Genomic DNA, 22,866 nt, shown 5'->3' with positions numbered 1-22,866 from the left:
CATGTTCGTTCCTGCACCCCTGCTGCAAAAGACCAGCGCAGTTTCTCACCGCATGGAAAAATGCGAGGCATGAAAAGAATTCTCCCTATCCTTGCCCTACCTGTATTGGCCGTTGGGCTTGCGTCATGTTCCTCTGCTGACAGTAACGAGGAAGCGCCCCAATTCCGTCCACGGATGACCGAAAGCACCGCAACTAGCTCGGCGGAAGCTTCCTCCCCAGAGAGCACAGCGGAAGAAACTACCGAATCAGAAAAGAAGGTGGATTCCTCGGGGCTGACCATGCGTTCGGCCGAGGACTTTTTGGCGAAGGGCCCCGAATACGCGCAGTCGAAGGCGTGGGGAGTTAAAAGTCCCGATGGAAAAGTTTCGTGCTCCTTTAAAGAGCTCTCCGCAGGCCCGTGGTGCACCGTGCAGTTCGCAGATCCACCCCTAATGCCAGACCCAAACCAGCCGCAGTGGGAGGCTAGTATGGTCAGCTTCAAAAAGGGGGAGGGATTCTTCCCATCTGGCGCGGTGGATCCAGGTGATATGACTCCGTCGAAACAGCTCAAGGCAGGGGAGAAGGTAGAAATTGAAGGCGTTACCTTCGAGGCACCAAACTCGGATGAGTTCACGGTCACAGCGAAGGGACATCATTTCACCGTAAAAGACAACGGTCAGTACTACTCCGATACCTTCCCACCTAAGCCCGATTCCAATGGCAACGCCAAAATGGGCACTATCTGTGGGCAGATGGATACAAAATGGGGACGAAAGAACGTCTACGTGCAAGTCGATGGCACGAACTGCACCAAAGCTATGCAGGTCGTAGATAGCTACGTGAACCACGACTTTAAGCCGGAGGAAGTAAATACCCGCGGCTTCCTCAGGCTCGAAGGTTGGGCGTGCGATGTATCCGCGCCAAAGTTCTTAGATGACGCAAAGCCGGAAAACCGCTTGCCCAAATGCGTGGATTCGAGTGGCAGCGGGCGAGTAGTTCTCCTGGATATCTAAGTTTTTAGCGCACGAGTGGGCCGGCGGATTTATCGCCCCGCAGGCGCTTAATGATGTTCTCGGCCGAAATCAGGCACATTGGCACACCGACGCCCGGCACGGTGGTAGCCCCCGCATAGTAGAGGCCGTTTACCTTGCGTGAGGCATTGCGTCCGCGCAAAAACGCCGACTGTCGCAGCGTGTGTGCCGGTCCGATGGAGCCGGCCGACCAGGCATGGTAGCGCTCGGCAAAATCGGCCGGGCCGAGCGTGCGCTTGACGACGACCCTCTCTCGCAAATCCGGCACTCCGGCCGTGGCCGCGATGCGGTTGAGGGCGGCGTCGGCAATCGCAGCAACGCGCTCGGACTCCTCAGCGTGATAGGCATTGCCAAACCCGGGCGCCTCCGCGGCCGGCACCGGCACCAGAATGAAGAGATTTTCGTGGCCCTCGGGGGCGACACTTGGGTCGGTGGCGGAGGTCTTGGACACGTAGATGGACTCGGAGGCCCCCAACGGCCGGGAGGGCTCTGGGCCGGAATAGACGGCGCGGAAATCCGGATCCCAGTCCTTGCTAAAGAGCAACGTATGGTGTGCCAGCTCGGGCAGCTTGCCCTTCACCCCGGCCAAGATGAGCACGGTACCCAGGCCCGGATTGCGCCGGCCCCAGTAACGCTCCGGGTAGGTGCGCAGCTGCGGCGGCAAAAGCTGGGTCTCGGTGTGGTGCAAGTCCGCTGCGGAGACCACGATATCGGCGTGGATGGCGCCCTTGTTCGTGCGCACGCCCGTTACCTGCCGATTAGATACCTTGATGGAGGTAACCTCCTCGCCCAAACGGAAGGTTGCGCCAAACTTCTTCGCTTGTCGGTAGACGGCCTGGACCACGGCGGCGAAACCACCTTGTGGGTAGCGCACCCCCTCCACCAGGTCGGTGTGGCTCATCAGGGAATATAGGGCTGGGGCGGCGGCCGGCTCGGAGGATAAAAAGACCGCCGGATAACTCAGAATCTGGCGCAGGCGGGCATCAGCGAAGTTACGGCCCACGTGCTGCTGCAGGTTTGCCGCAAGCAGCGCCACGAGGCGAGAAAGCCGGGTGCGAATATCGCGGTGCACCAAATTGAGCGGCGCGGAGAAGGTGGTGTAGAGGAAGTGCTCGAGCGCCATGTCATAGGTATCGCTGGCCTGCGCCAAGTACTGCCGGACCTTGTCTCCCGCGCCGGGTTCCAAGGACTCGAACAGCGCGGTGACTTCCTCGATACCGGAGTGCACGTCTACGGGCGCATCCCCATGAAAAACACGGTAGGCGGGGGAGAGGTCCACCAGATCTAGCTCCGCCTCGGTAGAGGTGCCGCAGAGCGCAAAGAAATGATCGAAAGCCTCGGGCATGAGATACCAGGACGGGCCCGTATCCCAGCGAAAGCCGTCTTCTGCAAAGCTGCCGGCGCGGCCTCCCACCTCATCCAGCGAGTCCACCACGGTGACCTCGTATCCTTCGCGGCCGAGCAAGGCGGCGGTGGCGAGTCCAGCGATGCCGGCTCCGATGACGACGGCGTGCATGACGTTCTCCTTAATCTTCGGCTGGGTGTGGGGCGTGCTTGCTGTGGCCGCGGCGGCGCACTGCGCGGGCCGCTAACCAAGCCTTGGTGTGGTTGGGCACGGATACGCGCGTGGTGGCGAGGTCCGTAGCAGGGGTTGCGGCGAGGCGATTGGTCAGCTCGGCAAAGATATCCGCCGCCGCGCTCACACCAACCCGTGCGGAGGCAGGTAGCAAGTCGATGGTGAGCGCGGCGGTAGCAAGCTCCTGGCGGATCTCTGCGATGAGCGCGGACTTGGTGGCCTCATCAATCCGGCCGGATGGGGCCTGCTGAAAATAGGTGCGCCCCAAAGTAGAGCTATCCTCGCCCAAATCACGCAGGAAGTTTATCTTCTGGAATGCCGAACCTAGCGCGCGGGCGCCGCGTTCCATGGCAGTGCGGTCGGCGGGTGAAACGCTTTCCTCGGCTAGGAAAATCTGTAGGCACAAAAGCCCAATGACTTCCGCCGAGCCGTAGATATAGTCTTGCAGCTCGGCCGAAGAATACTCGCGTTGTTCAAGATCCGCGCGCATGGAGTGAAAGAAGGCAGCAAGGTACTCGCGGGGGAAGCCACAGCGACGCGCGGTTAAGGCATAAGCGTGGACCACGAGATCCGTGTGCAGTCGCTGCTGCGGTGCGGCCAGGATGGTTTTCTCGTAGGCATCCAATGCGGCGGCGGGGTCGGTGTGGGCTTGGGCAGCGGCGCCGTCGACAAGCTCATCGGCAATGCGCACCACCGCGTATAAGTGGCGGATATCGGCGCGCACCCGCCCGCGCAAGAGCCGCGTGGCCAGCGAGAAGCTGGTGGAGTAGCGCCCCATAACCTGTGCGGCCGCGCGGGAGGCCGCTTGGTCATAGCGAGTTAGCATATCTGTCAACGTAGCATGCAGCCTATTAACGGTTCGTGGCGCGCGGCTGCCCCTCCGCGAACCCGGCGGCGGACTGCACGCCCACAGTGGCGCGTTCGTGGAAGCTAGCCAAGGAATTGGCGCCGGCGTAAGTGCACGAGGAACGGACGCCAGAAATGATTCGGTCCACTAGATGCTCCACGCCGCCGTGCTCGGGGTCGAGGTAGATACGAGAGGTAGAAATCCCCTCTTCAAACATCTCGCGGCGGGCGCGCTCGAAGGCCTCCGTATCGGAGTTGCGGCCGCGCACTGCCCGGCGCGAAGCCATGCCAAAGGATTCCTTGTAGAAGGCGCCATCGGCGTCCTTGTGCAGGTCACCTGGGGATTCAAAGGTTCCGGCGAACCAGGAGCCGATCATGACATTGGAGGCACCGGCGGCCAGAGCAAGAGCGACATCGCGCGGGTCGCGCACGCCGCCATCGGCCCAGACGTGGGCGCCAACCTCGCGGGCTGCCGCAGCGCACTCCAGGACGGCCGAGAATTGCGGGCGGCCCACACCCGTTTGCATGCGGGTGGTGCACATCGCGCCTGGGCCCACGCCGACCTTGATGATGTCCGCGCCGGCGGCCACCAGTTCGCGCACGCCCTCCGCTGTGACGATATTGCCGGCAGCAATGGGAAGCCCCAAGTCCAGCGCTTTTACCTTGCGCAGCGCGCTGAGCATGCTGTCTTGGTGCCCGTGTGCGGTATCAATGACTAGGACGTCGGCTCCCGCCTGCGCTAGGGCACGGGCGCGGCCTTCCACATCGCCGTTGATGCCCACGGCCGCACCAATGTGTAACCGGCCCTGCTTGTCGACGCCCGGCTTATACATCTTCGCCCTCACCGCCCCCTTCCTGGTGAGGATTCCGGCCAGGGTGCCATCCGGGTTGACCACCGGTGCCAACTTCCGCGAGGTTTTGCGCAGCTTGGTGAAGGCCTCCTGTGGGTCAATGCCCACCGGCAGCGTTACCAGATCCGTGGTCATCAATTGGCCGACGGCGGTGAAATTATCCTGCCCGCGCAGATCCTTCGGTGTGATAATGCCGATGGGCATGTCCCCGTCGACCACGATGGCCGCGCCATGAGCGCGCTTGTGCAAAAGGTTGCTGGTATAGCCCACGGTATGGTGCGGCTTCACGATAATGGGGGTGTCATAGACCAAGTCAGCCGCTTTCACGGAGGCGATGGTCTCTGCGGCCGCATCCAGGGATAGGTCCTGTGGCAGGATAGTGAGCCCGCCGCGGCGCGCGATGGTCTCGGCCATGCGGCGACCGGCCACGGCGGTCATATTGGCCACGATGAGCGGGATGGTATTGCCAGTGCCGTCCTCAGTGGTGAGATCCACCGACTGGCGCGAGCCCACCTCGGAGTGGCTGGGCACCATGAACACATCGGAATAGGTCAATTCGTACGGCGGGCGGGAATCCTGGAGAAAACGCACTGGGATGGCCTCTCTATATATTCGGGTGGCGCGGTCTGACCGCGCGGAGGAAGACATTAAAATTATACTCCCCGACTTTCCCCATATCGGCGGCCTCAGTATCCTATCTGGGTGTCTCAGAAACCAGATCCGCACATTTCCGCAGAGGTAAAAATCAACCTCACCATCCTCGTCCTTGGTGCGATGGTGATGATCCTGAACGAGACCGCCCTTTCGGTGGCATTGCCTGCCATCATGGCGGACTTTGACATCCCGGCTACCTCCGCCCAGTGGTTGCTTACCGGTTTCCTGCTCACCATGGGCGTGGTCATCCCGACCACCGGCTTTCTCATGGATAAATTCACCACCCGCCAGATCTTTCTCGCCTCCGCGGGTGTATTCCTTGCCGGTACAGTCTTTGCGGCACTCGCCCCAGCCTTCGGCATCTTGCTGGTGGGGCGCGTTTTCCAAGCGGCGGGTACTGCGTTGATGATCCCCACCTTGATGACGGTGGCGATGACCCTCGTCCCGCCGCAGCGTCGCGGCAGCGTCATGGGCATTATCTCCGTGGTCATTTCCGTGGCCCCGGCGCTCGGACCTACGGTGGGTGGTCTGGTTCTTAGCATGTTCACCTGGCACGTCATCTTCTGGACCATGGTTCCGCTGCTCGGCCTCATCGGCGTCGCCGGCTACCTCCGCCTAGTCAACGTGGGCGATAAACGCGATACCCCGCTGGATTTCCCCTCAGTTATTTTGTCCGTCCTTGCCTTTGGCGGGTTGGTATATGCCGTATCGTCCCTAGAAAATATTCTGGAGGGCGAAGGCCTCATAGACATCCTCGTCCTCGCCATAGGACTTGTGGCCTTGGCGCTTTTTACCCTCCGGCAAGTGCGCCTGGCTAAAGACAATCGCGCCCTGCTGGATATGCGACCATTTAAGGTTCCGAACTTCACCGTGGCGGTACTCGGCATGCTTTTGATGTTCGGGCTATTGCTTGGCGTGGTCAATGTCCTGCCCATCTACCTGCAGACCTCTTTGGCGGTAAGTTCCCTGGTCACCGGGCTCGTCGTCATGCCCGGCGGCTTGCTGCAAGGCGGCATCTCCCCGATGGTAGGCCGCCTCTATGATGTCCACGGGCCCCGTCCGCTGATGATTCCAGGTGCCCTTCTCCTTGCCGCGGGTACGTGGCTGATGACCCTGCTCACTGAGGACAGCGCTGTGTGGATGGTCATTGCTATGCACGTCCTATTCGCCCTCGGCATTGCGCTCATGATGACGCCACTGATGACGACGTCCCTGGCCTCCCTGCCGGATGAGCTCTACTCACACGGCTCCGCCATCCTTAATACTTTGCAGCAGCTGGCGGGCGCGGCCGGCACTGCCTTTTTGATGACGTTCCTTAGCCGTGGCACCAAGGCTGGCCTGGCACAAGGCATGAATGATGCTGCTGCCACCGCTCACGGTGCGCACTGGGCATTCCTTTTTGCAGGCGTGCTCTCGCTGGTGGTTATTGTGCTGGCCCCCTTCCTCAAGCGCGTGCCGTCGACGGAGTAGCCACTAGGACAGGCATAAGGCCCGCACACGCTATGCGCGGCGGGCCGGAAACTCTGAGAGTGCGATTTAAGAGGCGCACAGCGGCAGGTTCAGCCGCTCGTTTTCAGCCTTATCGCCCCACACGAGGAACGCGGATTGGGTGCCTTCAACGGCCATGACGTAAGTAGGAACATCCGCGGTGGTCTCATAGCTTTGGATGGTGCACTGGTCATTGGAAAGCTCCACCGGCTCGGCGTCGGGAAGCATGGCATCGCGCTCTTCTATGCTGGGGTAGTAGGTCACGATATAGCTAAACCCATCGCCCACGCAGGAAATCTTGGCCTCCTGGCCAGACTCCGGCTCACGCGAGGAACACTTTGCCCCATCGAAGCCCTCCTGGCCGCTACGGGAGCTCACCAGGTTCGGGTACGCATCCGCCAGGTTTTGTTCTTTGTCATTCCAGCTGGGGTAGGACAAGAAGAACCACAGCGCCGCCGCGGCAGCAATCGCGGCCACCGCCAACACGCTAATCAACGCAATGAGACCGCCCTTGCCCTTCTTCTGCGGCGCTGGCGCCATGGGCTGTTGCCCCATGGGTTGCTGCCCCATGGGCTGGGCCATCGCCTGCTGCTGCGGCTGCGGATGTGGCTGTGGCTGCGGCGGGGCGAATTGCTGCTGGGGGCGCGGTTCGGGGGCTTGCACGCGCGGGATCTGCGCGGTATCGAACTCTCCCTGCGGGCGCAGATGCGCCACCACATCCTTGGCGCTATCCGCCGTGCCGGTGGCCTTATAGTCCGGGCACTTGCGCGCGACGAGTTGCTCGAATGCCTCTACCGCTTCGCCGTGCTCCTCGGGAGACGGGCCGGCCGCGGCCAGTACCGAAATCTGCCGTTGCTTGTCGACGCCCACCCGGGCCTCCCTTAGCCCATGGACCGCAAAGTCTGCCTGCTTGCGAGAGATCAAAAAGTCCACCGCACCGGCCAGGGGGCCAAAGATGTCCGCCGCGTCCGTGCGGCTGAGATTATTGGGTATTTGCGAAAGCTGGGTGCCGACAAACCCCTCGCGCACAATAAACTCTTGTCCGTCTGCGGTAGTGCCCGTGCCTACCAGCGGTGCGATAGCCGGGTGATGCAATCCATGTAACGCGGTGGACTTTTCCACCATGCCGGTGATTCCTGGGGCGAAAATCTCCACGCTCAGCGGCTGGTGCGTGGCCCCGTCTTCCACGGCAAAGAGTGTAGAGGAAGGAGCTTCATCCACTACTGCCAATTCGTGCAGGTTGTGTTGGGTGGCGAAGAACTCAGGAAGTTGCGGCACGGTGGAGATTTCCTTAAACAGTGCGGAAGAGGGGCGGGGAACAATAAAACGATTCCAGATTACATGCCCGTGCCCCTGTTCGCTACCGGCGTACACCCGTGTGAGCTGCGAAGATGGGGAATTATCGCGGTATTGCGGGCATCTGGGAGTAAAACCGGAAATGATCGGCGGATTGCCGCGTTAGAGTGGGTGACACATTAGAAGCGAAAGTATAGGGGAATCATGTTCGAGAGGTTTACCGATCGTGCTCGCCGCGTCATCGTTTTGGCGCAGGAAGAAGCACGCATGCTTAACCACAATTACATCGGCACCGAGCACATCTTGCTCGGCCTTATCCATGAAGGCGAAGGCGTCGCTGCCAAGGCACTGGAATCCATGGGTATTTCCCTGGAGGATGTCCGCCGTGAGGTCGAGGAAATCATCGGCCAGGGTAGCCAGCCACACACCGGCCACATCCCCTTTACTCCACGTGCCAAAAAGGTTCTTGAGCTCTCCCTGCGTGAGGGCCTGCAGATGGGACACAAGTACATCGGTACTGAGTTCTTGCTGCTGGGTCTCATTCGCGAGGGCGATGGCGTCGCCGCGCAGGTGCTGACCAAGCTCGGCGCCGACCTGCCACGCGTGCGCCAGCAGGTTATCCAGTTGCTGTCCGGCTACGAAGGTGGACAGCAGGAGGGCGGCTCCTCCAATGGTCAAGGCTCCGGTCCAGTCGGTGCAGGTGCTGGCGCCGGCGCTCGTGGCGGCTCCGGTGGTTCCGGTGAGCGTTCCAATTCCCTGGTGCTTGATCAATTCGGCCGCAACCTCACCCAGGCTGCCAAGGACGGCAAGCTTGATCCTGTCGTTGGCCGCGAGTCCGAGGTAGAGCGCATCATGCAAGTGCTCTCTCGCCGCACAAAGAATAATCCGGTCCTCATCGGTGAGCCGGGCGTTGGTAAGACCGCCGTGGTCGAGGGCTTGGCGCTCGACATCGTCAACGGCAAGGTCCCGGAAACCCTCAAGGACAAGCAGCTCTACTCGCTTGACCTAGGCTCCCTGGTGGCCGGCTCTCGTTACCGCGGTGACTTCGAGGAACGCCTGAAGAAGGTCCTCAAGGAGATTAACCAGCGCGGCGATATCATCTTGTTTATCGATGAGATCCACACCTTGGTCGGTGCTGGTGCTGCTGAAGGTGCTATCGATGCAGCTTCCTTGCTCAAGCCAAAGTTGGCCCGTGGCGAGCTGCAGACCATCGGTGCTACCACCTTGGATGAGTACCGCAAACACATCGAAAAGGACGCCGCCCTCGAGCGTCGTTTCCAGCCGGTTAAGGTAGACGAGCCTTCCCTGGATGACACCTTCTTGATTCTGAAGGGCCTGCGCGATAAGTACGAGGCTCACCACCGCGTGTCTTATACCGATGAGGCGCTGCACGCTGCAGCTTCCCTCTCGGATCGCTACATCAATGACCGCTTCTTGCCGGATAAGGCCGTCGACCTTCTCGATGAGGCTGGTGCCCGTATGCGCATCAAGCGCATGACCGCGCCAAAGGGCCTGCGCGAGGTCGATGACCGCATCGCTGAGGTCCGCAAGGAGAAGGAAGCGGCCATCGATGCCCAAGACTTCGAAAAGGCAGCTGGCTTGCGCGATAAGGAGCGCAAGCTGGGTGAGGAGCGCGCTGAGAAGGAAAAGCAGTGGCGTTCCGGTGACCTCGAGGAAATCGCCGAGGTTGGCGAGGACCAGATTGCAGAGGTGCTGGCACACTGGACCGGCATCCCTGTCCTGAAGCTGACGGAGAAGGAATCCAACCGTCTGCTCAACATGGAAGAAGAGCTGCACAAGCGCATCATTGGCCAGGACGAGGCGGTCAAGTCCGTCTCCCGCGCCATCCGCCGTACCCGTGCAGGCCTCAAGGACCCGCGCCGTCCATCCGGCTCCTTCATCTTCGCTGGCCCGTCCGGTGTGGGTAAGACCGAGCTGTCGAAGTCCCTGGCTAACTTCCTCTTCGGTTCGGATGATGACCTCATCCAGATCGATATGGGCGAGTTCCACGACCGCTTCACCGCTTCTCGTCTCTTCGGTGCTCCTCCGGGATACGTTGGCTACGAAGAGGGCGGCCAGCTGACCGAGAAGGTTCGCCGCAAGCCATTCTCCGTCGTGCTTTTTGATGAGATTGAGAAGGCCCACAAGGAGATCTACAACACCTTGTTGCAGGTGCTAGAGGATGGCCGGCTTACCGACGGCCAGGGTCGCGTTGTTGACTTCAAGAACACCGTTCTCATCTTCACGTCGAACTTGGGTACCCAGGACATCTCGAAGCCGGTGGGCTTGGGCTTTACTGGCTCTTCCGAAAATGATGCGGATGCTCAGTACGATCGGATGAAGCAGAAGGTCAACGACGAGCTGAAGAAGCACTTCCGCCCGGAGTTCTTGAACCGTATCGATGACATCGTTGTTTTCCACCAGCTCACTCAGGAGCAGATTGTGGAAATGGTCGAGCTGCTCATCGGCCGCGTGGCCAAGCAGCTGGAGGAGCGCGATATGGGCATCGAGCTCACGCAGAAGGCCAAGGACCTGCTGGCTAAGCGAGGCTTCGACCCAGTATTGGGTGCTCGTCCGCTGCGCCGCACCATCCAGCGCGAGATTGAGGATCAGCTCTCCGAGAAGATCCTCTTCGGCGAAATCGGCGCCGGTGAGATCATCACCGTCGACGTCGAGGGCTGGGACGGCGAGTCCAAGGACAACACTGGCGCGAAGTTCACCTTCAGCCCACGCCCGAAGCCTCTGCCGGAGGACACCGAGGAGCCGCAGCTTGACGACGCCGAGGTGCGCGAAAACGACGCCGACTCCACCGATGCCGGCGAGCCCGACACCATCACCCCGGACGTTCCGGGCGATGGCGGCTCCACCGCCGCCGGAACCGACCTAGAGTCCGGCTCCGGTTCCGACTCCGATGACGATGGCCATAACCCGCCGCCAGCAGGCGCCGGCCAGCCGATGTAGTGGCGCTATAGCGCCTTAAAGCCGCCCAGCCCTCGCTTTCCCTGCGAGAACTGGGCGGCTTTATTTGCGCCCAGGAATCTATTTATGCTGTGCAGTTAGTGGGTGCCGGTTTGCCCTCAAAGCGGTCAAAGAGATACTGCAACCCGACCGGCATCTCTAGGTACAAGGGCACGGCGTGGTCGATTCCAGTGCGTGGAATCGTTGCGGTGCCGGGTGCGGCTACGAAATCGATGGTTCCGCCCATAGAGCAGTACGCTCCAGCAGTCCTGCGTACCTGGTCATGAGAGATTAAATCATCACTAGGTGAGCTAGCCATCATTACCGGTGCATTTGGCACCGCTTTGCCCAGGTTTTGGCGCTCTAAAGTTTCCTTAACGACAGGTTTGCGTTCCACAATCTCGGACAAGGATTCCCCGGTGCGGGTAAGCATTCGGGTATTTGTAAAGCCCCACATGAGAACAGAATCGCCCGTGCAGCTGGTGGCCGCGGAACGTAAGAAGTCAATGCCTCGTGGGTTGAGTTCCGCCAACACTGCATCGCGGAATTCTGGGCTACGCTCAGAAAAGCCATTAATGGCATAGCCCAGCACGTGGGCGATAGCTGAACCGTCAATGCTGCGCATAGTCTCCGGCAGGTCCGTTGGCGGCGCGCCAGCGTATGTGCCGGCTACGTTGAGGTCAGGAGCGTAGCGTTCGGCATACTCGGCTGCGGAGAGCGAGGCGCCGCCGCCCTGCGAATAGCCCGCAAAGCCAATGGGGGCGTCCTTCGGGGCGTGCGCGAGTTCTAGGCCGGAGCGGGCGGCGTCGAGAAGCGCGTGTGCTTCTTCAATGTGGTTTACATACGTGTGGTGTCCTGGCATGCCCAACCCAATAAGGTCGGCAACGATAACGCGTGCCCCGTGGCGCAGGGCCATCATATAAAATGAGTACTCGTAGCTGGCATTAATGGTGGGAGAGCCCACTTTGCTCAGGCCCACCGACCCCAGCTGCATGCCCGCGCGCGACGGCGCGCATTGGTCGCCCTGCCCACGCGTGCTTGGTCCGAAGACGATGGTCGGGCGCTCGCCCTTGCCACGCCACGGTGCAGTGGGCTCGTACAAGGTAGCCGAGGCTTGCACCGGCTTGCCGGCATCGGTGGTGGTGTCATATGTAAACACCTGCGCCTGGCCCGCCGATTCTGCCAGGTGCGGCGCCGGGTGAGCTGAAGTCACCGCCGCGTTGGCAGCTGGCGGCAGAAAGAGCGACCCGAGGATTAGTGAACAGACTGTGAGGAGTCTCATACAAATCTTTTCCATGACCAAAACCTACTGCGCAGTAGGAACGGTGGAAGTGGAATTGCTAAAATAAATGCTTATGGGACTTCAGTATCGTTCAAGAAAAAAGACCGGCAAGAATAGCTGGATCAACGTTTCCGGCTCCGGCGCGTCGATGTCTACCAAGGTAGGACCGGTCACATTCAATTCTCGCGGCGGCATGTGGGTGAATCTGCCCGGAGGTTTCAATTTCCGCGGCCGCTGGCGTTAAGCAGATCACACCCACAGGATCGCGACCTGCGGATATGGCCGGCCATTATTAGTCACCTAAATGGGTAGGTGGAATAGGCCGGCGTCGTTTTGCTCGGCGAGGCCGTCGGCAAGCAGCGAAGCCAACGCGCGGGAGCGCTGCGCCGCATCGGGCCAGACCACATCAATTTCAGACTGCGGAACCGGCTCGTCCGCTGCGCGCAGCACATCCAAAATCTTGCCGCGCACCTGCCGGTCTGTGCCTACAAACTTCTGCACCCGCTTTTTCGCCCGCGCCTGCTCCTCCGCACTCGGCTGCGGCCGACCAGCCAGCTGCCATGCACAGCTCTCCCGCAGCGGGCACTGCTCGCAGGCGGGATTCTTCGCCGTGCACACCAGCGCGCCCAGCTCCATAAGCGCGGCTGAAAAGCGCGGCCCATTCTCGGCCGGCAAAAGCTCTGCCACGGCCGCCAACTCCCGCTTCGAAGGCTGCGGCGCGAGGAATCGGCCCTCTTCTGCGCGGGTATAAACCCGCCGCACATTGGTATCGACCACCGGCACGTTGACCCCGAAATGAAAACAGGCCACGGCGCGCGCGGTGTAATCCCCAATGCCAGGCAGGCGCAGCAATTCATCGACGTCCGCCGGTACCTCGCCTTCGCCGATGGCCGCGGCACATTCCCACAGGCGCAGCGCGCGCCGCGGGTAGCCCAGCTTGCCCCAGGCGCGCAAGACCTCCGCTCGAGTAGCCTGGGCAAAATCTGCCGGGGTGGGCCAGCGCCGCATCCAGTCCTCCCACACCGGAGCCACGCGCGCGACCGGGGTCTGCTGGCTCATGACCTCACTGAGCAGCACACCCCACGCGCTCGTGCCAGGCCGGCGCCAGGGCAGGTCTCGTTCATTGGCATCGAACCAGGAAAGAAGAGCTTGCGAATCCATCGTGGGAGATAGTCTAGGGCATTAGAATATGGCCTATGCCTTTACGTAATATTGCCCACGAACCGCAGGCCGTATGGGAGGCCCTCAAGGCGGGAAATCAGCGCGTATTGGACGGCGAGACCGTCGACGTGCGCGAGATTTATAACCGCGAGGGCCTAACTCACGGCCAGGACCCTCGCGTGGTGGTTATTTCCTGTTCCGACTCCCGCGCCCCTATCGAGCACGTCTTCAATATCGGCTTCGGCGATGCCTTTGTCATCCGCACTGCCGGCCACATTCTTGACGACGCCGTCCTAGCCTCCCTCGACTACGCCCTTGCTGCCCTCAAACCCAACCTGCTGGTAGTCCTCGGCCATCAATCTTGCGGCGCGGTGGGCGCGGCTACCGGTTTCGTATCCGGCGGCGAGCTGCCCACCGGCCTGCAGCGCCCCATCATCGAGAAGGTTGCCGCCTCCGCACTGGTGGCGGGTCCACATGCCACGACTGACGACGTCGAGCGGGAGCACACCCGCCAGACCGTCGCCCAGCTGGTTGCCAGCGTGCCCAACGTCCGCCGTCTGCTCGACGAGGGTGCCCTGGGCGTTATCGGCGCGCGCTACCTGCTGGAAGATTCCAGCGTGGAAACCTTGCAGACCTTCGGGGTGGACTAGCCCGCCTGACACGCGGCGCGGGCTTAGCGCACCGGCCCGTGCCCACCGCTTAAAATTGACAGCGTGACGCAGAAAAAGCCCCTACCAGAAGAGATTTACAAGCGCCGACGAGTAGCGGCGCTCATCATCGTACTCGTGCTGGTCGTGGTGCTGATCTGGGCGGCTGTGGCTGCCTTCGGGGGCAGCAGCGATGAGCCGGCCGATACCGCCGCACCCGCGCCTACGCCGGAGCAGACCTCATCTTCTGCCGCCCCAGAAACCTCCGCGACCTCCGCGGAGACGTCGGCCGAGGGGGCGTCGGAAAGCGCGTCTGCCGAAAGCGAGCCGTCCAGCTCCGCGGCCGCGAGCGCCGAGGCAGCAAAGAAGACCTGCGACCTGGCAGACCTCCAGGTGCGCACCTCCATGCTGAACTACTCCGTGCCGGAGGGCGAACTGCCGAAGTTCTTCATGACAGTCACCAACCCCACGGCCGCAGACTGCAAGATCGACCTAGACAAGAACCTGCTGCGCTTCGAGGTCTACAAGATGGCCGATAACGAGCGCGTGTGGTCCGATACGGATTGCTATGCTTCCGTGCAGACCGGCTCGCAGACCTTCCCGGCCGGCAAGGACGTAAAATTCGAGGCCGAATGGTCCCGCCAAGCCTCCAAGCCAGGCGAATGCACCAATCGCCCCGCGGCTGAGCCAGGCGCCTACTTCGCCCACACCATCATCGGCGATAACTCCTCCCCGCCGCAGGACTTCACGCTGCGCTAGGCGCTAGCCCGCCACCACAGCGATGGCCTGCCCTAGCGTCCCAGCTTGGTGGACGCGAATGCCGTCTACTGGCTCGATTTCCCCGCGTGGGACAATCGCGTTCTTATAACCCAGCCGCGCGGCCTCCATTAAGCGCCGCTCCACATTGGGCACTGGACGCAACTCGCCGGCCAGGCCCACCTCGCCAATGACAACCGTCTTGGCCGGCAGCGGTTGCTCGTGCAACGAGGACCACGTCGCCAACGCCACCGCCAAATCCGTCGCGGTTTCCGTAATGCGCATGCCGCCGACCGTGGCGACGTAGGCATCTTTATCATTGGTGCGCTGGCCGGCGCGGGCCTGGAGCACCGCGAGCACCATCGGCACGCGGTTGGAATCTAGCCCGGTAACCACCCGCCGCGGGTTTTTCGCCACCGGGTCCACCGTCAGCGCCTGCACCTCCGCCAGAATCGGCCGCACCCCGTCCATCGCGACCGTCACGGCCGAGCCATCCGGCGTAGAACCGCGGTGCGAGAGGAATAGCCCGGAGGGATCCGCTACCTCCCGAATGCCGCCGGAGGTCTGCTCGAAGCAGCCCACCTCGTCGGTGGCACCAAAGCGATTTTTGATGCCGCGCAGCATGCGCAGGCTGGATTGGCGGTCGCCCTCGAAGTTTAAGACGACGTCGACAAGGTGCTCCAGCACGCGTGGCCCGGCCACGTTGCCGTCCTTCGTGACGTGGCCGACCAGTAGCACCGGAATGCCCGTGGATTTCGCCAATGACGTCAGCGCGGCCGTTACCGCGCGCGATTGTGCCACGCCACCGGATACACCCTCCACACCTACGGCATGCATGGTCTGTACCGAATCGACGATGATGAGGCTAGGCTGCAGCTTATCGACGTGCCCGAAGACCCCATCCAAGTTGGACTCGGCCGCCAAATACAAAGTTTCCTGCAAGGCGCCGGTGCGCTCGGCGCGGGAGCGGACCTGGCCGGCGGATTCCTCGGCCGTCGCGTAGAGCACGGTGCGGCCGAGCTGTGCCCACCGCGAGGCTACTTCCAGCAGTAGCGTGGATTTGCCCACGCCGGGCTCGCCGGCCATAAGCACCACCGAGCCCGGCACGATGCCGCTTCCCAGCACGCGATCCAACTCGCCGATACCGGTGCGCACCGTCTTTGTTGCCTGCGCCCCAATCTTGGTAATCGGCTGTGCCGGACTCGACGGGGCTACGCCCTTGCTTGCCGACGCCCCTGGCACCGCCACCACCGGTGCCTTTTCCTCCAGCGTGCCCCACGCACCGCAGTCCGGGCATCGCCCGAGCCATTTGGGCGAGACGTAGCCGCATTCGGAACAGGTATGGATGGGGCGGGTTTTCTTGGCCATGGCTTCTAGCCTAAAACACACAGACGCTCCCAGCCCGAAACGGGCTGGGAGCGGGGCTGGAAAGTAGTGTGGCTTAGTTCTTCGGAGCCTCGGAGGTGTAGCCCTCGGAGGACTCGACGTCGCGGTCGAACTCGCCGGACTGCATCTGGGTGGCAGCGATGGTGGCGTTTACGTCGATGGAGCCATTGGAGAACTCGAAGGTAACCGGGCGGTCACCGGCGTAGCCGTAGTCATCATTCTTCAACTTGGTGGCGATGTACTGGACGGTTTCGGAATCCTGCTGGGGGTTAGCTTCCAGGTTCTTCTGAGAATCAGCGATGATGGACTCATCGCGGTGCAGCGGCTGTGGCTGCTTCATCTCAACGCGCTGGCCATCGACCTTCACGGACTCCAAGGAAATGACATCGGTGTCGTAGCCCTGGTTAATGGCGCTGAACTTCAGTGCAGCAGTGCCGTCCGGCTCTACCAGGATGGTGACATCGCGAACTGCAGCCTTATTATCTTCCGTGCTTGCAGAAGCGCCATCGACCGCAGCCACTTTTTCAGCGGTCTGGGTGACATGACCCGCCGAGCAAGAAGCCAACGCCAGAGCGGAGACGGCGGTAACGGAAATAATGGCACCGCGGCGGGCGGCGGACTTCAGGGACTGCACGTTGAGCATCCTCCATCAATTGCGATCACAGGGCTTGTCAACGCTTTAGCCTAGTCCCTTTCGCAATAAAGTACACAGTTGTCCCAAATCGGGCGGGTAGACCGTGGGGGTATACGGGGGTATCCGCAGTCGGGGTGACCGTGCGTGATAAAATAGCGGCCTTAGTCAACCGGGATAAATCGGGAACACAAGGAGTGGCAATGGAGTATAAGGTCGGCGAGGTCGTCGTCTACCCGCACCACGGTGCGGCCGTCATCGAGGATATCGAGACCCGCGAAATGGGCGGCGAGACGCTCGAATACCTGGTGCTGCACATCAACCAGTCCGACCTGGTCGTCCGCGTGCCCATCAAGAACGCCGATAACGTCGGCGTGCGCGACGTCGTGGGCAAGGAAGGCCTAGAAAAGGTCTTTTCCGTGCTGCGTGACGAGGACGTCGAAGAGGCCGGCAACTGGTCCCGCCGTTATAAGGCTAACCAGGAGCGCTTGGCTTCCGGCGATATTAATAAGGTCGCCGAGGTCGTGCGTGACCTGTGGCGCCGTGACCAGGATCGCGGCCTTTCGGCCGGTGAGAAGCGCATGCTTGGCAAGGCCCGCACCATCCTGGTAGGTGAGCTCGCACTGGCCAAGCCGGTCGATGAGAAGAAGGCCGACACCATGATGGAAGAAATCGATGCCACCATCGAGCGCCACCGCGCCGCCGGATTGGTAGATGATAAGTCCATCACCACCGATATCGACAACGACATCGATCTCGATGACCTCTCCTTCGACGACGAAGACTAAACCGCGCGTCATCGCGCTCATCGCGGCCGCAGGCCAGGGAACTCGCCTCGGCGCCGAGGTGCCCAAAGCTTATGTCGAGCTGCGCGGCCGCACCCTCTTGGAACGCTCCGTGCGAGCATTGCTGGCCTCCGGGGCAGTCGATGAAATTATCGTCCTGGTCAGCCCGGACATGGAGGCTGAGGCCGCGCGTATTATCGGCCGCATCGACGCCGTTGGTGCTACTGACGCTGCAAGCGCCGCCCCGATTCGCCTCGTTCACGGTGGCAGCGAGCGCGCCGATTCCGTGTGGGCCGGCCTGCAAGCAATCCCGGACGAGGATGCCGTGGTGCTCATCCACGATGCGGCCCGTGCGTTGACGCCGCCGGCGATGGTGCGGGGCGTCGCCAAGCGGGTGCTGGAAGGCGCTCCCGCGGCCGTGCCGGTGGTTCCGGTGGCCGATACCATCAAGGAAGTCGCGGATGAGGCCGTGTTGAGCACCCCCGATCGCTCCCGCCTGCGCGCAGTGCAAACCCCGCAGGCCTTCCGCCTGTCCGCGCTGCGCCAGGCCAACCTCGATTATTGGGCCCAGCAGCCCGAATTTACCGCCACGGATGACGCCAGCCTCATGGAATGGCACGGCGAGCGCGTGGCAACCGTGCCGGGCGATACCCTGGCTTTCAAGATCACCACGCCCATCGATCTCACCCTGGCCCACGCCCTGACCGAGGAGACCCATGACTAATCCGATTATCCCGCGCGTTGGAATTGCCACCGACGCCCACCAAATCGAGGCCGGCAAGGATTGCTGGATCGCCGGCCTGCTCTTCGAAGGCGTTGACGGGTGCGAGGGCCACTCCGATGGGGATGTTGTAGCGCACGCGCTTGTCGACGCCCTTTTATCCGCCTCCCACCTCGGTGACCTCGGCTCCTTCGTGGGCGTCGGCCGCCCCGAATACGATGGCGTTTCCGGCGCGAAGTTGCTGCGCGAATGCCGCCAGCTCCTCGAATCTGAGGGCTTTATCATCGGCAACGCCGCCGCCCAGCTCATCGGCCAGACCCCCAAGATGGGTCCGCGCCGCGAAGAGGCCGAGGCCGTGCTGAGCGAAATCCTCGGTGCCCCCGTGTCCGTATCTGCTACCACGACGGACCACCTGGGGTTCACCGGCCGTAAGGAGGGGCGTGCGGCGGTTGCTACGGCCGTCGTCTGGCGCGCCTAGCCCACCGCACTAACCCCGCGCACGCGTCAATTAGACTAAGTGGCGTGAGTACTTTGCGCATTTATGACACAGCCACCCGCAGCCAACGCGATTTCGAGCCGATCCGCCCCGGCCATGCCTCGATTTATCTGTGCGGCGCCACCCCGCAGGCCCAGCCGCACATCGGGCACCTGCGCTCCGGCGTCGCTTTCGACATCCTGCGCCGCTGGCTGCTCGCCCAGGGCTATGACGTAGCCTTGGTGCGCAACGTCACCGATATCGATGACAAGATCCTCACCAAGGCGGCCGAGAATAATCGCCCCTGGTGGGAGTGGGTATCCACGTATGAGCGCGAGTTCACCAAGGCCTATAACACCCTGGGCGTGCTTCCGCCTTCGGTAGAGCCGCGCGCGACCGGCTTTGTCACCCAGATGGTCGACTATATGCAGCGGCTTATCGACGCCGGCTTTGCCTACCCCGCCGAAGGCTCCGTCTACTTTGACGTTGCCGCATGGACCAAGGCCGAAGGCTCGGATTATGGTTCGCTGTCCGGCAACAAGGTAGAAGAAATGGAACAGGGCGAGGGCGAAGATTCCGCCAAGCGCGGCGCCCAAGACTTTGCCCTGTGGAAGGCCGCGAAACCGGGCGAACCCAGCTGGCCCACCCCCTGGGGCGACGGCCGACCGGGCTGGCACCTGGAGTGCTCGGCCATGTCTACCTATTACCTGGGCTCCAATTTCGATATCCACTGCGGCGGGCTGGACCTGCAGTTCCCGCACCACGAGAACGAGATTGCTCAGTCGCACGCGGCCGGCGATAAGTTTGCCAACTACTGGATGCACAACCACTGGGTGACGATGTCGGGCGAGAAGATGTCGAAATCGCTGGGCAACGTGCTCTCTATTCCGAATATGCTCGAGCTGGTGCGTCCGGTGGAGCTGCGCTACTACCTGGGCTCGGCGCATTACCGCTCCGTGCTGGAGTATTCCGAGGCCGCGCTGACCGAGGCCGCCGCAGGCTACCGCCGCATCGAGGACTTCCTCGCTCACTTCGATGACCTGGAGCTGGGCGAGTGGACGCAGGGCTTTGAAGACGCGATGAATGATGATATCGCGGTGCCCAAGGCTCTGGCGGAAATCCACACCACCGTTCGCGCTGGCAATAAGGCCCTTGCCGCCGGCGATGAGGCCGGGGCGCGCACGCTGGCCGGCCAGGTACGGGCGATGGCACACGTACTTGGCTTTGACCCGCTGGAGTGGGAAGATGGAGCGCAAGCTAGCGGGGCGGATGCCGCGTTGGATGCGCTGGTGCAGGCTGAACTGGAGCGGCGCACCCAGGCGCGCGCGGACAAGGACTTCGCTACTGCCGACGCCGTCCGTGACCGCCTCACGGCCGCCGGCATCACCATCACCGATACCCCAGACGGCCCGACCTGGTCGCTGGCGCAGCGTTAAGCACTCCGAAAGGACAATAAACTATGGCACGTACCCACGGCCGCGGTGGCGCGGGAATCCGCAAGACCAATAAGAAGGGCGCAACCAAGGGCTCCGGCGGCCAGCGCCGCAAGGGCTTGGCCGGCAAGGGCCCGACACCCAAGGCAGAGGACCGCATTTACCACGCCAAGCACAAGGCCAAGCTGGAGCGCGACCGCCGCAACTCCGGCCGTCACCAGAAGGAGACCGCCGAGATGGTCGTGGGCCGCAACCCGGTCATCGAGTGTCTGCATGCCAAGGTTCCGGCCACCACGCTCTATATCGTGGCCGGTACCCGCAACGATAAGCGCCTGTCTGAGGCCGTGGCCATGTGCAATACCCGCAATATCCCCATCATCGAGGTGCAGCGCCACGAGATGGACCGCATGACCGGTAACGGCATGCACCAGGGCATTGGGCTGCAGATCCCGCCGTATAAATACGCCGATGTCGACGAGCTCATCTCCCGTGCGGCCGAAAGTGCCCGTCCGGGCATGTTCGTCATCTTGGATAACATCACCGACCCGCGCAACCTCGGCGCGGTGATTCGCTCTGTGGCAGCTTTTGGTGGCGACGGCGTCATCATCCCAGAGCGCCGCTCCGCATCCGTGACTGCCGTGGCGTGGCGTACCTCGGCCGGCACGGCGGCGCGCCTGCCGGTCGCCCGCGCGACGAATATCACCCGCACCGTACAGCAATTCCAAAAGAGCGGCTACCAGGTCGTCGGCCTAGATGCCGGCGGCGAGCACACGCTGGATACATATAACGGCGCGACGGACCCCGTGGTCATCGTCATCGGTTCCGAGGGCAAGGGGATTTCTCGCCTCGTGCGGGAAAACTGCGACGTCATCATGTCCATCCCTATGACGGATTGGGTCGAGTCCCTCAATGCTTCCGTCGCGGCCGGTTCTGTGCTTTCCGAATTCGCACGCCAGCGCCGCGCGGCCCAGTAGTCTCTAGCGAGAGTTTCTAGCCGCCTTCTGCCCAAGGCGGCAGCCACCTAATGGTGCCATTCACCCGGGCCAGGCGGCCGCGAACTGGCGGGGCGTTGGGGTCATCGTCGTTGACGCCGTTGTGGTACGGGCAGGCGATGGTGAGGTTTTCGGGGTTTGTCTCGCCGCCGTGGCGCCAGGCGGTGAGATGGTGGACTTGGCATTCGTCGGCGGGATAATTGCACTGGGGCCAAGGACAAGTGGGATTTTCCGCGGCCGCCATGGTGCGCTGCTTGGGTGAGGCGAGCCGCTCCGTGCGATACAGATTCACCGGGCCTTTAACGGGATGGATGAGGGTGACATAGCCATGCTCGGTAAATGCGCGGCGCACGAGGTCTGCGCCGGTCATCCGGGCGCCATTGGTGAGCTGCAGTGTCACGTCATCGCCCGCGCAGTCGACGACGCGGTCGAGCTCGTCCAAGCGCAGCACCACATTGGTGGTCACGGACGCACCGGAGGCGGCGGTCTTGCCCTGGAAAATCTTGCGCACCGAATCTAGCGGGGCATCTTTATCCAGCGCGGCATGCATATCCGCAATATCGGCGGATTTGCCGGTAATCGTCATAGTCCAGGGGCCCTCGGCGCGGCGGTAGAGCTTGACACCGGGTGTGCGCTGCGGCGGGCCTTTAATCTCGCGCACGCGTTTACGCCCCCGCTTTTCGACGTCCGAGGCATCCCCCTTCATCCCACACAACTCCCGACGCAGCGCCCAGGCCTGACGCTTATTTCTCAGCCGAGTGGCGTAGCGCTCGATGGCCAGCAGCGCGGTAAGGCTGTGCCCATTGGTGCGAGCGGCGGCGATGGATTCGCGCTGGAGGCGGCTAAACGCGGTCGGGCCGAAGTAGGTATCGGCGAGGGCGAGCAGGCGGGTGGCGGTGGTGTCGGGGCAGCCGGCCTCGATTAGCGCGCGCTGAGTTAGGCCGTGGCAGTCGGCGATGATGTCCATGCCGGCGGCTAGGCCTGCCAAGAAAGTGTGCAGCGCGTTCATGGCTCCACACATTAGGTGCGGGACGCGAGCTGGGGCGAGGGATAAGGCGCGCCGCTGTGGATAACTAGGACTGCGCGGTGCCGAGGCCGAAAAAGTCGCGGACCTTATCCACAGCGCGGAAGGAATCTGTATTGGGGCCTATGCGCGGGTCGGTTCTCATGCTAGAGGGAATCACGTGGCCAAGGCCCTCCATGGTCCATAGTTCGACGGGAAAATCGCCGGCGTATTCGGTGGCGGTGACATCCGGGGCGGGGTGGTAGTCGCGCGGTGGCTGGCAGCCATTGGCCAACGCAAAGTATTCCGCGGTGGCAGGCGCGGAGAGCACGCGGCCGCGGGTGCGCTCGGCGTCCAGCCCGGCCACACCGCCTTCATAAGGCGCATATGGGTCCGCGGTGCCGTGGAAAAACAGCAGCGGCGTGGGCCGGTAGTCATCCGGGTTGCTGGGCGCGTGGTTATCGCCCTCGCCCAAGGTGGAGGCGAAGATGCAGGCGCGGGTGAGGGTAAAGGGAGCGTCGAAAAGCAGGCGGAGCACCATCTGACCGCCATTGGAATAGCCGCAAGCAAAGGTGCGCGCGGTGCCGAACTCGCGCTGCATAGCTTCAACGAGATACGTGGCGAAGGCGATGTCATCAACGTTCTCCGTGCGGGCGGTGACCGGTAGGATGCTGCGGCAATCATTGAAATGGCGATCCACGCCGTCGGGGTAGACGAGGATGGTGTTGGTGGCATCGGCAAGCTCGTCGAAGGTGCCATTGGTAAAGCGGCGCATCACGTTGCCGGATTGCAACGAGCCGTGGAAGAAGAGCAGCAGGTCTGGATGCGGGCCGGGATTATCCGGCGTGATGATGAGGAAGCGGCGGGTGCGGCCATCCACATCCGCGGTGCGGCGGTGTACGTGCATAGCCGCC

At 62.4% G+C, this 22,866-nt stretch carries 21 protein-coding genes; 11 read left to right on the top strand and 10 right to left on the bottom strand.

The features are described 5' to 3' along the window. Window positions 1–69 precede the first annotated feature (69 nt). On the top strand, window positions 70–993 hold the full coding sequence (locus WMP96_RS06425) for a hypothetical protein (RefSeq protein ID WP_301716383.1): 924 nt from the start codon (window positions 70–72) through the stop codon (window positions 991–993). A gap of 4 nt (window positions 994–997) precedes the next feature. Here the strand turns inward: WMP96_RS06425 and crtI are convergent, their stop codons facing one another. Genes crtI through WMP96_RS06410 form a run of 3 tightly spaced genes read right to left on the bottom strand, consistent with a single transcriptional unit; the run spans window position 998 to window position 4,875 of the window. Continuing rightward, entirely contained in the window at window positions 998–2,527 is a 1,530-nt protein-coding gene (crtI, locus tag WMP96_RS06420) for a phytoene desaturase family protein (protein WP_023019917.1), read from the bottom strand. Between the two features lie 10 nt (window positions 2,528–2,537). Next, window positions 2,538–3,413 carry a phytoene/squalene synthase family protein gene (locus WMP96_RS06415; RefSeq protein ID WP_301716382.1) on the bottom strand — a complete coding sequence of 292 codons (876 nt, stop codon included), beginning with the start codon at window positions 3,411–3,413 and terminating at the stop codon, window positions 2,538–2,540. A gap of 25 nt (window positions 3,414–3,438) precedes the next feature. Continuing rightward, entirely contained in the window at window positions 3,439–4,875 is a 1,437-nt protein-coding gene (locus WMP96_RS06410) for a GuaB1 family IMP dehydrogenase-related protein (protein ID WP_301716381.1), read from the bottom strand. A gap of 111 nt (window positions 4,876–4,986) precedes the next feature. Between WMP96_RS06410 and WMP96_RS06405 the strand changes: the two genes are divergently transcribed. Next, the gene (locus tag WMP96_RS06405; protein WP_239208073.1) at window positions 4,987–6,408 is read left to right on the top strand and encodes an MDR family MFS transporter; all 1,422 of its coding nucleotides are present in this window, start codon (window positions 4,987–4,989) and stop codon (window positions 6,406–6,408) included. Window positions 6,409–6,474: 66 nt separating this feature from the next. Here the strand turns inward: WMP96_RS06405 and WMP96_RS06400 are convergent, their stop codons facing one another. Beyond that, window positions 6,475–7,704 carry a serine/threonine protein kinase gene (locus tag WMP96_RS06400; protein ID WP_301716380.1) on the bottom strand — a complete coding sequence of 410 codons (1,230 nt, stop codon included), beginning with the start codon at window positions 7,702–7,704 and terminating at the stop codon, window positions 6,475–6,477. A gap of 222 nt (window positions 7,705–7,926) precedes the next feature. On the opposite strand from WMP96_RS06400, the gene WMP96_RS06395 reads away from it, so the two are divergent. Then, window positions 7,927–10,683: an ATP-dependent Clp protease ATP-binding subunit gene (locus tag WMP96_RS06395; protein WP_239205481.1), complete on the top strand. Its 2,757-nt coding sequence runs from the start codon at window positions 7,927–7,929 to the stop codon at window positions 10,681–10,683. Window positions 10,684–10,765: 82 nt separating this feature from the next. Here the strand turns inward: WMP96_RS06395 and WMP96_RS06390 are convergent, their stop codons facing one another. Further along, a complete protein-coding gene (locus WMP96_RS06390) occupies window positions 10,766–11,962 on the bottom strand; it encodes a lipase family protein (RefSeq protein WP_275434314.1) in 1,197 nt (398 codons plus the stop codon). 73 nt (window positions 11,963–12,035) lie between these two features. Here WMP96_RS06390 and WMP96_RS06385 point away from each other — a divergent pair, with 73 nt between their 5' ends. Further along, window positions 12,036–12,206: a DUF4236 domain-containing protein gene (locus WMP96_RS06385; RefSeq protein ID WP_080970400.1), complete on the top strand. Its 171-nt coding sequence runs from the start codon at window positions 12,036–12,038 to the stop codon at window positions 12,204–12,206. A 56-nt stretch (window positions 12,207–12,262) separates the two neighbouring features. On the opposite strand, the gene WMP96_RS06380 is transcribed toward WMP96_RS06385, so the two are convergent. Next, a complete protein-coding gene (locus WMP96_RS06380) occupies window positions 12,263–13,123 on the bottom strand; it encodes an A/G-specific adenine glycosylase (RefSeq protein ID WP_340432445.1) in 861 nt (286 codons plus the stop codon). Between the two features lie 35 nt (window positions 13,124–13,158). Between WMP96_RS06380 and WMP96_RS06375 the strand changes: the two genes are divergently transcribed. Next, a complete protein-coding gene (locus WMP96_RS06375; RefSeq protein WP_023019909.1) occupies window positions 13,159–13,773 on the top strand; it encodes a carbonic anhydrase in 615 nt (204 codons plus the stop codon). A 63-nt stretch (window positions 13,774–13,836) separates the two neighbouring features. Continuing rightward, window positions 13,837–14,529, top strand: a complete 693-nt coding sequence (locus WMP96_RS06370) for a hypothetical protein (protein ID WP_301716377.1) — start codon at window positions 13,837–13,839, stop codon at window positions 14,527–14,529. Window positions 14,530–14,532: 3 nt separating this feature from the next. On the opposite strand, the gene radA is transcribed toward WMP96_RS06370, so the two are convergent. Further along, window positions 14,533–15,894: a DNA repair protein RadA gene (gene radA / locus WMP96_RS06365; RefSeq protein WP_301716376.1), complete on the bottom strand. Its 1,362-nt coding sequence runs from the start codon at window positions 15,892–15,894 to the stop codon at window positions 14,533–14,535. Between the two features lie 73 nt (window positions 15,895–15,967). Beyond that, window positions 15,968–16,555, bottom strand: coding sequence for a hypothetical protein (locus WMP96_RS06360; protein WP_034655526.1), 588 nt, complete (start codon window positions 16,553–16,555; stop codon window positions 15,968–15,970). Between the two features lie 191 nt (window positions 16,556–16,746). Here WMP96_RS06360 and WMP96_RS06355 point away from each other — a divergent pair, with 191 nt between their 5' ends. From WMP96_RS06355 to rlmB, 5 genes are read left to right on the top strand one after another with little or no spacing between them, the layout of a single operon-like run. Beyond that, a complete protein-coding gene (locus WMP96_RS06355) occupies window positions 16,747–17,331 on the top strand; it encodes a CarD family transcriptional regulator (protein WP_005325718.1) in 585 nt (194 codons plus the stop codon). Continuing rightward, entirely contained in the window at window positions 17,303–18,052 is a 750-nt protein-coding gene (gene ispD, locus WMP96_RS06350; RefSeq protein ID WP_301716375.1) for a 2-C-methyl-D-erythritol 4-phosphate cytidylyltransferase, read from the top strand. Before WMP96_RS06355 ends, ispD begins: the two co-directional genes overlap by 29 nt. Further along, the gene (gene ispF / locus WMP96_RS06345) at window positions 18,045–18,527 is read left to right on the top strand and encodes a 2-C-methyl-D-erythritol 2,4-cyclodiphosphate synthase (RefSeq protein WP_023027768.1); all 483 of its coding nucleotides are present in this window, start codon (window positions 18,045–18,047) and stop codon (window positions 18,525–18,527) included. The genes ispD and ispF overlap by 8 nt, the downstream gene beginning before the upstream one ends. 44 nt (window positions 18,528–18,571) lie before the next feature. Continuing rightward, entirely contained in the window at window positions 18,572–19,960 is a 1,389-nt protein-coding gene (gene cysS, locus WMP96_RS06340) for a cysteine--tRNA ligase (RefSeq protein WP_340432441.1), read from the top strand. A 23-nt stretch (window positions 19,961–19,983) separates the two neighbouring features. After that, window positions 19,984–20,931 carry a 23S rRNA (guanosine(2251)-2'-O)-methyltransferase RlmB gene (rlmB, locus tag WMP96_RS06335; protein WP_023019902.1) on the top strand — a complete coding sequence of 316 codons (948 nt, stop codon included), beginning with the start codon at window positions 19,984–19,986 and terminating at the stop codon, window positions 20,929–20,931. A 16-nt stretch (window positions 20,932–20,947) separates the two neighbouring features. Here the strand turns inward: rlmB and WMP96_RS06330 are convergent, their stop codons facing one another. Beyond that, window positions 20,948–21,958, bottom strand: coding sequence for an HNH endonuclease signature motif containing protein (locus tag WMP96_RS06330; RefSeq protein WP_301716373.1), 1,011 nt, complete (start codon window positions 21,956–21,958; stop codon window positions 20,948–20,950). A gap of 64 nt (window positions 21,959–22,022) precedes the next feature. Further along, window positions 22,023–22,859, bottom strand: coding sequence for an alpha/beta hydrolase family esterase (locus WMP96_RS06325; protein WP_301716372.1), 837 nt, complete (start codon window positions 22,857–22,859; stop codon window positions 22,023–22,025). Between the last annotated feature and the right edge of the window lie 7 nt (window positions 22,860–22,866).

Source organism: Corynebacterium sp. KPL4035, from assembly GCF_037908325.1.
Lineage (GTDB): Bacteria > Actinomycetota > Actinomycetes > Mycobacteriales > Mycobacteriaceae > Corynebacterium > Corynebacterium kefirresidentii.
Note: the sequence above shows the minus strand (reverse complement) of the source record. Positions and strands in the feature narration are given on the sequence as shown.

What these genes read in the sequence shown, in the direction of transcription:
- WMP96_RS06425 (WP_301716383.1), top strand. Translation starts at nt 70, where the DNA reads ATGAAAAGAATTCTCCCTATCCTTGCCCTACCTGTATTGGCCGTTGGG.
- crtI (WP_023019917.1), bottom strand. Translation starts at nt 2,527, where the DNA reads ATGCACGCCGTCGTCATCGGAGCCGGCATCGCTGGACTCGCCACCGCC.
- WMP96_RS06415 (WP_301716382.1), bottom strand. Translation starts at nt 3,413, where the DNA reads ATGCTAACTCGCTATGACCAAGCGGCCTCCCGCGCGGCCGCACAGGTT.
- WMP96_RS06395 (WP_239205481.1), top strand. Translation starts at nt 7,927, where the DNA reads ATGTTCGAGAGGTTTACCGATCGTGCTCGCCGCGTCATCGTTTTGGCG.
- WMP96_RS06390 (WP_275434314.1), bottom strand. Translation starts at nt 11,962, where the DNA reads ATGAGACTCCTCACAGTCTGTTCACTAATCCTCGGGTCGCTCTTTCTG.
- WMP96_RS06385 (WP_080970400.1), top strand. Translation starts at nt 12,036, where the DNA reads ATGGGACTTCAGTATCGTTCAAGAAAAAAGACCGGCAAGAATAGCTGG.
- WMP96_RS06380 (WP_340432445.1), bottom strand. Translation starts at nt 13,123, where the DNA reads ATGGATTCGCAAGCTCTTCTTTCCTGGTTCGATGCCAATGAACGAGAC.
- WMP96_RS06375 (WP_023019909.1), top strand. Translation starts at nt 13,159, where the DNA reads ATGCCTTTACGTAATATTGCCCACGAACCGCAGGCCGTATGGGAGGCC.
- radA (WP_301716376.1), bottom strand. Translation starts at nt 15,894, where the DNA reads ATGGCCAAGAAAACCCGCCCCATCCATACCTGTTCCGAATGCGGCTAC.
- WMP96_RS06360 (WP_034655526.1), bottom strand. Translation starts at nt 16,555, where the DNA reads ATGCTCAACGTGCAGTCCCTGAAGTCCGCCGCCCGCCGCGGTGCCATT.
- WMP96_RS06355 (WP_005325718.1), top strand. Translation starts at nt 16,747, where the DNA reads ATGGAGTATAAGGTCGGCGAGGTCGTCGTCTACCCGCACCACGGTGCG.
- ispD (WP_301716375.1), top strand. Translation starts at nt 17,303, where the DNA reads ATGACCTCTCCTTCGACGACGAAGACTAAACCGCGCGTCATCGCGCTC.
- ispF (WP_023027768.1), top strand. Translation starts at nt 18,045, where the DNA reads ATGACTAATCCGATTATCCCGCGCGTTGGAATTGCCACCGACGCCCAC.
- rlmB (WP_023019902.1), top strand. Translation starts at nt 19,984, where the DNA reads ATGGCACGTACCCACGGCCGCGGTGGCGCGGGAATCCGCAAGACCAAT.
- WMP96_RS06330 (WP_301716373.1), bottom strand. Translation starts at nt 21,958, where the DNA reads ATGAACGCGCTGCACACTTTCTTGGCAGGCCTAGCCGCCGGCATGGAC.
- WMP96_RS06325 (WP_301716372.1), bottom strand. Translation starts at nt 22,859, where the DNA reads ATGCACGTACACCGCCGCACCGCGGATGTGGATGGCCGCACCCGCCGC.